Source organism: Hyphomonas sp. UBA3601, from assembly GCF_002375605.1.
GTDB lineage: Bacteria > Pseudomonadota > Alphaproteobacteria > Caulobacterales > Hyphomonadaceae > Hyphomonas.
The window spans coordinates 6,298-15,847 of sequence record NZ_DFME01000022.1 but is presented as its reverse complement, the minus strand read 5'-3'; the positions used below and the strand labels follow the sequence as shown (position 1 = coordinate 15,847).

Sequence of the window (9,550 nt, the reverse complement as noted above, 5' to 3'; positions counted from 1 at the left end):
GCGCGCATTGATCGCTCGGCGCGGCTGACAAGGGCCGCCGCCTCGCCGGAACCAGATTGCAAACGCTTGGCGTCAGACCATTCGCGCGCAGCCGCTGCAAACACGCGGCTGGCAGCGTCATTGGTTGCCTGACCGGGTCGCATGTCGAAATCCTCGGTGCGTCCGCTCCAGAAGGCTTCTTCGAACTGGCGTGATTTCTTGCGTACAGCGCCCAGCGAGAAAAGCTTTTCGCCAATCACCATCCAGGACCAGATAGATGCCAGCAGCAGGAACAGGAGCACCAGCTTAACAATTGGGTCAGCCGCCATAATGAGGCTGAAGAGCGAGAAGTCGGCATGACTCGCGGCAGTGCCTATCGCTTCTGATTCCATGGGGGCTAAAGCTCCTATCTACGCGTCATGGGTGATCAGCCGCATCCCAAACGGGACCGGCACACCCCTTCATCCACACCAAATTCGGCAGAAACACGGCAGGATGGCCAGTTTCCGCAGCACAGTTAACGGCTAAGGGTGTTTTCTTAACGAAACGTGGGCAATCGGCCGATATTTGGCACCAGACCTGCGATCAATTGGTCAGGTCGGGCAGGAACCATCGCGTGCCGACATAGAAGTTGTAGGCGCGGTTGATGCCATCAATTCCGCCTAGGTTCGACGCGACGGCCTGATCCGAATACGAGACGTATTCACTGCCCAGCGACAAACGGAAATTGTCCGACAGATGATAGGTCGCGCCAGCAAACAGATTCCAGTAGGCACTGGAATTGGTGTCCTTGCCGACCACGATGAAATCCGGATTAATGTCCGCGGGACCAGAGAAGTTGAAATCGAGCACCCCTGCCCCGCCGCCCGCGCCCAGGAATGGGCGCAGCCGCTTGCCTTCCCGGAAATCATAGAAGGCATGAACCCCGATCGAGCGACTTGTGAAATCGCCACTTGCCGTGCTCGCACCGTTCAGTCCCGCGATATTGGCCCAGCGGAATCCGTATTCGGCCTCCAGACGAACTGAGTGGTTGACCCGGTAGCCCAGGGCCCCGGCGATCTCGCGGCTGTCATCGAAAATCAGATTGTTCTGATCCCCGATCGACCCGTATCCGCGCACAGCAACATAGAAGCCGCGCTCTGCGTCAAAGTCTGCTTCTGCCTGCGCAACCGCGGGATAGCTCAGGCACGCGCCCCACAGCGCCAAGTGCATCAATTTCAAGACTCGCCCTCCCAGCGATATGCTTCCAGTTGCTTCACCAATTCGCGGATCGGACGGCGCGGGCGGCCATCGGCGTGGATCATGACAGCTGTGATCTCACCCTCTGCAATGATTTCCTCTCCCCTGAAACAGGTCTGGGAAAAAAGGATGCGGGGTCCGTCGGTGCCGATATAGCGCGTCCGGATATGCAGCAGGTCGTCTACCCGCGCCGCCTTGCGATAGTCAACTTCAACCCGCGTCAGCGTGAAAGCCGCCGGGTCTTCCCGCTCCAGCAGGGATTGATGGGAAACGCCAGCGTCGCGCAGATGGTCTGATCGACCCCGCTCAAAGAAGCGGAGATAATTGGCGTGATAGACCATGCCGGTGAAGTCGGTGTCTTCATAATAGACCCGCACGGTGATCCAGTGCTGGCGCTCGGCATCGAAATTGTTGGCATCAAGATTGGGAAGGCTCATTGGGTTCGCCTACCAAAGCTCGCGAGAATCGTCACCCCTGTTCCGATTGCAGGGTCATTTCGAGCGGAGCCGTTTCGTATCCAAGCTCTTCGGCACGCGTCTTCAGACGCTCCAGGGTTTTCCCATCAAGCTGCGCCGTGCGCGAGAGGATCCACAGATACTTGCCGTCCGGACTGCCGACGAGGGCGGCTGAATAATCCGGCTCCAGAGCCAGCACCCAATAGTCGCCCTCTGCAAACGGAACCCATGCGGGCGCAAACTTCACTTTCAGCTTGCTGTTGCCAGACCCCTCCACGATGCGGGCCTTGCCTTCAGCCACCGTTTTCTCTCCGTCGAGCGATCCCTTGAAACACGTATTGGTCACCGACACGGTGCCATCGGAGTTCAGGCCATACTCAGCCGTCACACCTGTGCAATTGCGTTCAAACCCATTCGGATAGCGGGCAATTTCGTACCAGAGGCCAGCATACCGATCGAGATCGACAGATGGCACGGTCGGCGGCGTTGAATCGCTGGCGCGATAATCGGGTTGGCTGGTACAGGCCGCAAGCAGGGCGGCGGCAATGGCGGAAAGGGCGAGGCGCATATGGGGTTCTCCTATGCCCCTTCTACGCATGAACCTGCCGACTGGTTTCCCGGAGACCTATTCGCCGTTTGGCTCAACCGCCTCGGGCTCTGCGGTTTCTTCGGAATAAATGGCGGCAAGAAACGCACGGAAGTCTTCTACCGAGGCAACAGGCTGCTCCTCCTGCGGGATATGTCCGGTCTCGGGATAGATGATGAGCTTCGACCCCGGGATGGCATCGGCAAACTTTTCCGCATGTGCCACGGGAATCAGATTGTCAGTATCCCCATGCAGGATCAGCGTCGGCACGGCGATTGCGCTCAGCCTCTCCTTGGACGCAGGCACCCGCAGTGTCGTGCCGCTCATGATCTTGAGCAGCGCCTCGCGATGGCACGGCGCACGAGACATGGCCGAATACCGCTCCACCATTTCATCCGTTACCAGTTCAGGATCCGCAAAGCTGTTTTCCAGCCCCGACCGGATCAAGGCTGACATGTCGAGATCCTTCATCACATTGCGGGCAAACCCATTGCGCAGCAATTTGAAGATCACCGGGTCCTTGTCGTCCTCGCCCGGCGCACTGAGCCAACCGGCCGCATCCACCAGGACCAAACCATCCAGCCTTTCCGGATGAGCGAGTGCATAGGCCCAGGCGGTGTGCCCGCCCATGGAACTGCCGACGAGGGTGAACTGGTCGACGTCCAGTGAATGCGTCACGCGGTCGATGCTGGCAATGAATTGCTCGATGCCGATCTCATCATTGTCGACGCAGCGCGACAGGCCATGGCCCGGCAGGTCCAACCGGATGACCCGGTAATCCTTACGCAGATTGCGCACCCATGCGTCCCAGGTGTTCAGAGAGGCAGAATAGCCATGCACAAGCACAAGTATTGGCGCGTCGCGCGGACCGGTATCGGTAAAATGCAGCTCGATCTGACTACCGGATTTCAGGTACCGGCTGTTCGATTTCGAGTAGACCGACTCCAATGTGTTGTAGGAAATGTCCGGACGGCGCAGCATCAACCAGCCCGCCGTGAGAATGATCGCAACCGTCACCAGCACGACTAGCAATCGTTTCATCTTGTTCCCGGCTCCCGCAGTTTCAAATCAGGTGATCGGCACTAAGCCCCCCTGACGGCGCCAAGTCAAATCGCACGCTCAGTGCCACAAACACTACAGGTTGCATCGCGCCGCAACCGGACTTTCCTGACGTCGGCCATCAAACCATCGATCAGAATAAGGCTTCCAATCATCGGTTCTCCGGCGCCTGTGACCAGCTTCACGACTTCAAGCGCCATGAGCGTTGAAACCATTCCGGTCACGGGCCCGACCACGCCAACTTCATCGCAAGCCGCCGCATTCGGCGGCGTTTCGGGCACCCAGCAGCGATAGCATGGCGCGCCGTCCCGGCAGCCGGACGCAAACACGCTGGCTTGCCCGGTCCACCCTGCGGCTGCGCCGTGCACCAACAAGCGTTCGCTCAGGTGGGCCGCTGCGTTGAGGGCGTAGCGGGTCGGGAAATTGTCCGTCGCATCGACCAGAATGCTGCCGGACAGCGGGTCGGAAGGCGACCATTTCTTTCGACGCGTGCTGATCCTTGTCCCGGGATGATCCGTCGCCAGGCGCTCAGCCAGGATATCCACCTTGGCCTTGCCGAGGTCGCGTTCTCCAAACTGGATTTGTCGCTGCAGATTCGACCGCTCAATGACATCATCATCCCAGATTTCGATCTGCCCGATGCCTGCAGCCGCCAGGAACATTGCGCATGGCCCGCCGAGCGCCCCTGCCCCGACAATGGATATCGACGCCGCGCGCAGCTTCTGGACGCCGGGTCCGCCTATTTCCTTCAGCATGATGTGGCGCTTGTGCCGGGCGAGGTCTTCCGGGCTGAGGCTCATTGTCCTGCTTTCTTCTGGCGAATAGCGGTCGAGGAGATCGGGTCCAGCGGCGCAGGCAGGTAGACCCATGCAGGCGGATCACGATCCGGCAGCGAGGCGGCAGCTGAAACCGGGACACGACTACTGGCAAAGCGACGGGCGAACGGTGAGTTGCGAGCACCCGGCCCAATCCCCGGACGCGCCACGATGGCGATCGGCATCATCTGCGCAATCCCCTGCCACGCGCCCCAGAGATGGAAATTGACCATATTGTCAGCGCCCATCAACCAGACGAATTTCGCAGCGGGCGCTGCCGCTGTCAGCGTCGACAAGGTACGATAGGAATAAGTCAGGCCGAGCCGCGTCTCGATATCTGTCACCCGCATTCGTGGATGGTCTGCGACCGCCTCGGCTGACCGGAAGCGGCCCGAAAAATCTCCGTGTCCGGTCTTCAGGGGATTCCCGCGCGCCACGATCCACCAGACCCAATCTAGCTGTAGCCGTTTCATGGCTGTGGATGCCACATGGAAATGGCCGGAATGGGCCGGATTGAAACTGCCGCCGAACAGGCCGATGCGGAGGCCAGCCGATGGTCCCGGTAAAATTGCTCGGCTCAAGGACGAACCTGCCCGGTTCCTCGCACAATGTATTTGTACGTCGTCAGCTGTTCTGCCCCCACGGGTCCGCGCGCATGGATGCGACCCGTGGCGATACCAATCTCGGCGCCCATGCCGAACTCGCCGCCATCCGCAAATTGGGTAGAGGCATTGTGCAGCAAAATCGCGCTGTCGACCGTCGCAAAGAAGCGGTCTGCTGCATCAGAGTCTTCAGTGATGATACATTCTGTGTGACCGGACGACCAGGAGCCAATATGTGCCAGCGCTGCGCTCAGATCATCGACAACCGCAACGGCCAGGATCGGCGCAAGATATTCGGTGGACCAGTCGGCCTCGGTGGCTTCGATCATCTTTGGCACGATGGCGCGGGCGCGGTCATCTCCGCGCAATTCACAGCCCGCTTCCAACAGGCCGGCCGCGATCTTCGGCAATAGATCGTCCGCCACAGCCGCATCGACCAGGAGCGTTTCCGCCGAGCCACAGATTCCTGTCCGGCGCATCTTGGCATTCACGACAATGGAAACTGCCTTCTCGGGATCAGCAGCCTTGTCGACGATGACATGGCAAAGCCCTTCGAGATGACCGATCACGGGAACGCGCGCATCCTTTTGCACGCGCTCGACCAGGCTGCGCCCACCGCGCGGGACGATCACGTCCACATTGCCTTCGAGGCCGGCCAGCATGTGGCCTACTGCGGCGCGGTCGGTGGTCATGACCAGTTGCACCGCGTCTTCCGGTAATCCTTCGGCCTTCAGCGCGCCGCGCATGGCGTCGATGATTGCGCGGGACGAGTGCGTGCTTTCAGACCCGCAGCGCAGGATCGCCGCGTTGCCCGAGCGCAGACAGAGCGCGCCGGCATCGGCGGTGACATTCGGGCGGCTCTCATAGATGATGCCGATCACGCCCAGCGGCACGGCGATGCGCGCAATGTCCAGCCCATTCGGCCGCTCCCACCGGGCGAGTTCCTTGCCAATGGGGTCGGGCAAGCCGGCCACGGCTTCCACACTGGAGGCAATCCCTTCAAGGCGCGCGGCATCCAGGGCCAGCCGGTCCAGCATGGCCGCGTCGAGCCCCTTGGCTTCGGCAGCGTCCATATCCTGCGCATTGGCCGCCAGGACTTTGGAGGCAGACGCACGAATCGCGGCCGCGACCGCCTGCAAACCGCGTGTTCGGTCAGCGGGCGTCATCTGGCCCAGCTTGCGAGACGCGGCACGGGCGCGGCGGCCCATGTCGAGCATGGTTTCAGCGAGGTCTACGGTGTCGGCTATCATCGTATCAGTCATGTCATGGGATGTGCCGGAAAGCCGGGCCGACCGCAAGACGGCTAAACGTCGCCTACTTCAGCTATCCCAATAGTGATTGCAGGTGGGGACGGGCTGACTCTTCGGGATTTTGCCCTAGAATAGCTTGAAAGAAACAAGAATTTCACCGGAGGAACCCATGATCGATGTAGAGGCAATGCCTCATCTAGCCGATATCCCGCGCGTCCAGGCCAGCATCCGCCCGGATGAGGAGGCTTTCTGGTTCGAAGGCGAGACAACCAGCTTCGCCGAACTGGAGACACGTTCCACCCAGATTGCCAACGGCCTCATCGGCCTGGGCGTGAAACCGGATGACCGGGTCGGCTATCTCGCCAAGAACATGGCTGTCTATTACGAGATGCTGTTCGGCGCCGCCAAGGCCCGCGCAACGATGACCGCCGTCAACACCCGACTCGCCGCACCCGAAGTGAAATTCATCCTGTCGGATGCGCGGGTGAAAGTCCTGTTCGTCGGCAAGGATTTCTACGGCCTGATTGACCAGATCCGCGCCGAATTGCCAGACCTTGAACATATCATCGCGATTGATGGCGATCGGGAGGATTGGAAAGCCTACTCGGCATGGCGCGACAGCCAGCTGACCGATCCACCGGGCCTCACGACGCGCGACGACGATGATGTCATCCAGCTCTATACATCCGGCACTACCGGCATGCCCAAGGGCGTGCAGCTGACCAATGGCAACTACCGCGCCATCTTCGAGCAGGCCGGCATGCTGGAATGGGCGAGCTATGATGTCGGCGACGCGGTCATGAACGCGATGCCCCTCTTCCATGTGGCGGGCGTAAACATCGGTATCCTGACGGCCGCACAAGGTGCCAAAGCTGTCGTGCTGCGTGAAATCGATCCGGCAGCAATCTTGAAACTAATCCCCGAGCACAAGATCGCCCATGCGTTCTGGGTCCCCGCAGTCATCCTGATGCTGACCCAGATACCGAATGTGCGCGACATCAACTGGTCGAGCCTGAAGCAGGTTTTCTATGGCGCCTCTCCGATTGCCGAGAGTTTGCTGCTTGATGCGCAGGACATCATGGGTGCGCGTTTCACCCAGCTCTACGGACTGACCGAGACGGGCGGCTGCGGAACCTATTTGCCGCCTGAAGCCCATGACCCGGCCTGGGGAAAGCTGCGCTCATGCGGCGTGCCCTATCCGGCCACAATCGTGCGATGCCTCGACGCAGAAGGGAATCCCGTCCCCACCGGCGAAGTTGGCGAGATCGCCATCAAGTCCGCCTTCGTCATGAAAGGATACTGGAACCGCCCGGATGCCACAAAGGAATCGGTCGACGCGTCCGGGTTCTTCCGGACAGGAGACGCGGGCTATTTCGACGAAGACGGATTTCTCTATATCCACGACCGCGTAAAGGACATGATCGTGTCCGGCGGCGAGAACATTTATCCCGCCGAAGTCGAGAATGCGATCTTTGGCCACCCTGGCGTGGCGGACGTGGCAGTTATTGGCGTGCCCGACGAAAAATGGGGCGAGGCCGTCAAGGCCATCATCGTCGTCAAGCCGGGCGAAGCGCCGACTCAGGACAGCATAATCGCTTGGGCGCGCGAACGCATTGCCGGCTATAAATGCCCAAAGACGGTAGAGTTCATTGAGGTGCTGCCCCGTAATCCGTCCGGCAAAGTCTTGCGCAAGGATTTGCGCGAAACTTACTGGAAGGACCAGGCGCGTCGCATCAGCTGATCAGAAGGCGGATGGCATGGCGTCCCCCATGCCGTCCGCTATCAATCATATTGGACTAGTTGGCGAGGCTCAGCCAGTCGCGGGCTGAAGACAGCGCCACTTTGACTTCTTCCGAGCTCAGCATATCAGCCATTTCCTGCCGCTGCACGCGGGCCTCTTCATGTCCCTTGGACACAGCGAGGTTGAACCATTTGTGCGCAGAGATCAGATCCATCTCCGATCCGACACCAGCGGCACAAGCGAGGCCGGCCTGATAGAACTCATCTGCATTCGCGTCGGCGCCCAACAGGCCACCTGGCTGTATTTCAATATCCGAAAAGGGCATCTTGTTTCTCCTGTCACCCTGCCTTCGCCGCCACCCTGTTTCGGGCATGTCAGCCAAGACATCCATCCGTCACCAGAGCATTCCGACGACAGGCAAAGAGTGCCTTCTCTCCTTTGCCGTATGGTTAACAGGAACCTGCCCAAACCCCGGCTATTTTAATATTCCGGGTCCGGTTGTTCATTTTTGATGCAATTTGAGGACTTCGGACATGAAAAACCCCCGCACGGCGAGGCGGCCGTACGGGGGTTCTGCATGATCGAAAGGAGTTGGAGGCTTAAGCAGCCACTTTCTTCTTTGCGAGAGATTCTGCGAGTTTTTCCATGGCGTCGCCCTTCTCGATATTCTCGACGGCGGCGAGTTCACGAGCCATACGGTCCAGGGCGCTCTCATAAAGCTGGCGCTCGGAATAGGACTGTTCCGGCTGATCTTCGCCACGGTGCAGGTCGCGAACGACTTCCGCAATAGAGATCAGGTCACCGGAATTGATCTTCGCTTCATATTCCTGAGCCCGGCGCGACCACATGGTCCGCTTGATGCGCGCACGACCACCCAGGGTCTTCAGCGCATCTTCGACCAGCTTGGAACCCGCCAGTGCGCGCATGCCAGAGGCTTCGGCGCGATTGGTTGGGACGCGAAGGATCATTTTGTCCTGATCAAAGGACACCACATAGACCTCCAGGTCCATGCCGGCCACAGTCTGCTTCTCAACGCTCGTGATCTTGCCCACCCCGTGTGCGGGGTAAACGACGCTTTGACCCACTTCAAACGCCAGTTCCGCAGATGCTTTTTTAGCCATGTTGGATATCGCCCTTTTCTACGCATTTAGAGCCGACAAAATCCCCCCCAGTCCGACGCATTTGACGGTCTGAGTTGAAGTTTCCGGATCTTTTCAGTTATTACTCAAGTCTGAACGATAGCATAAATGTGCAGCTTTTTCAACAGACACGCCCAGATGCTAACCAAGAGTAAAGTTCCCAAGGTCGCTGATTTTGTTAACGTTTATTGAGAAACCCAGCAAAATCAGGGTTCGGACGACCCGATTCAGGCGTCGCCTTCACCCGGTTTGGGGCTGAAATATTTCTCCAGCTTACCGGTTTCTTGCGCAAATTCTTCCCGGTCTGCCGGCGGTTCCTTCATCCGGGTGATATTTGGCCAGGTCTGCGCATACTCGGTATTCAGCTTCAGCCATTTGGCGTCCGGGTCATCCTCGGTATCGGGCTTGATGGCCTCCACAGGGCATTCCGGCTCGCACACACCGCAATCGATGCACTCATCCGGGTGGATGACCAGCATGTTCTCGCCTTCATAGAAGCAGTCGACAGGGCAAACCTCGACGCAATCCATGTATTTGCAGCGGATACAGGCATCAACGACAATATAGGTCATGGGCAGGAGGGCCTTCTGGGGTTTGTGCACCGGCGAAATGGCGCGCGCAGGCGCTCATGTCAATGAGGTGTTCTGACAGGAGTCTTCAGGAAGCGTCGGCGATCCGCTTTTCC

11 protein-coding genes and 1 pseudogene are annotated in these 9,550 nt (G+C 59.3%); 1 reads left to right on the top strand and 11 read right to left on the bottom strand.

The annotated features are described in order from the left end of the window. The 8 genes and pseudogenes from B4F73_RS01950 to B4F73_RS01915 all read right to left on the bottom strand — a co-directional run. Positions 1 to 371: pseudogene (locus tag B4F73_RS01950) on the bottom strand (protein TolQ); the annotation flags it as partial. Between the two features lie 193 nt (positions 372 to 564). Then, complete coding sequence (locus B4F73_RS01945; RefSeq protein ID WP_290482384.1) at positions 565 to 1,191, bottom strand: outer membrane beta-barrel protein; 627 nt, start codon at positions 1,189 to 1,191, stop codon at positions 565 to 567. A gap of 5 nt (positions 1,192 to 1,196) precedes the next feature. After that, complete coding sequence (locus tag B4F73_RS01940) at positions 1,197 to 1,655, bottom strand: YbgC/FadM family acyl-CoA thioesterase (RefSeq protein ID WP_206991547.1); 459 nt, start codon at positions 1,653 to 1,655, stop codon at positions 1,197 to 1,199. Between the two features lie 31 nt (positions 1,656 to 1,686). Beyond that, positions 1,687 to 2,241 carry a lipocalin family protein gene (locus tag B4F73_RS01935; RefSeq protein WP_206991548.1) on the bottom strand — a complete coding sequence of 185 codons (555 nt, stop codon included), beginning with the start codon at positions 2,239 to 2,241 and terminating at the stop codon, positions 1,687 to 1,689. Positions 2,242 to 2,298: 57 nt separating this feature from the next. Continuing rightward, complete coding sequence (locus tag B4F73_RS01930; RefSeq protein ID WP_290482383.1) at positions 2,299 to 3,300, bottom strand: alpha/beta fold hydrolase; 1,002 nt, start codon at positions 3,298 to 3,300, stop codon at positions 2,299 to 2,301. 65 nt (positions 3,301 to 3,365) lie between these two features. Next, positions 3,366 to 4,118, bottom strand: coding sequence for a HesA/MoeB/ThiF family protein (locus B4F73_RS01925; RefSeq protein ID WP_206991550.1), 753 nt, complete (start codon positions 4,116 to 4,118; stop codon positions 3,366 to 3,368). Beyond that, positions 4,115 to 4,714 carry a nicotinate-nucleotide adenylyltransferase gene (locus B4F73_RS01920; RefSeq protein ID WP_290482382.1) on the bottom strand — a complete coding sequence of 200 codons (600 nt, stop codon included), beginning with the start codon at positions 4,712 to 4,714 and terminating at the stop codon, positions 4,115 to 4,117. The genes B4F73_RS01925 and B4F73_RS01920 overlap by 4 nt, the downstream gene beginning before the upstream one ends. Beyond that, positions 4,711 to 5,997 carry a glutamate-5-semialdehyde dehydrogenase gene (locus tag B4F73_RS01915; protein ID WP_206991552.1) on the bottom strand — a complete coding sequence of 429 codons (1,287 nt, stop codon included), beginning with the start codon at positions 5,995 to 5,997 and terminating at the stop codon, positions 4,711 to 4,713. Before B4F73_RS01915 ends, B4F73_RS01920 begins: the two co-directional genes overlap by 4 nt. 157 nt (positions 5,998 to 6,154) lie before the next feature. Between B4F73_RS01915 and B4F73_RS01910 the strand changes: the two genes are divergently transcribed. Beyond that, positions 6,155 to 7,726, top strand: a complete 1,572-nt coding sequence (locus tag B4F73_RS01910; RefSeq protein ID WP_206991553.1) for a long-chain-fatty-acid--CoA ligase — start codon at positions 6,155 to 6,157, stop codon at positions 7,724 to 7,726. 55 nt (positions 7,727 to 7,781) lie between these two features. Here B4F73_RS01910 and B4F73_RS01905 read toward each other — a convergent pair whose 3' ends face one another. From B4F73_RS01905 to fdxA, 3 genes are all read right to left on the bottom strand, one after another. Continuing rightward, entirely contained in the window at positions 7,782 to 8,051 is a 270-nt protein-coding gene (locus tag B4F73_RS01905) for a hypothetical protein (RefSeq protein ID WP_034814770.1), read from the bottom strand. 274 nt (positions 8,052 to 8,325) lie between these two features. Next, positions 8,326 to 8,847, bottom strand: a complete 522-nt coding sequence (locus B4F73_RS01900; protein ID WP_034814768.1) for a CarD family transcriptional regulator — start codon at positions 8,845 to 8,847, stop codon at positions 8,326 to 8,328. Between the two features lie 245 nt (positions 8,848 to 9,092). Next, positions 9,093 to 9,437, bottom strand: coding sequence for a ferredoxin FdxA (gene fdxA, locus B4F73_RS01895; protein ID WP_034814766.1), 345 nt, complete (start codon positions 9,435 to 9,437; stop codon positions 9,093 to 9,095). Positions 9,438 to 9,550 lie beyond the last annotated feature (113 nt).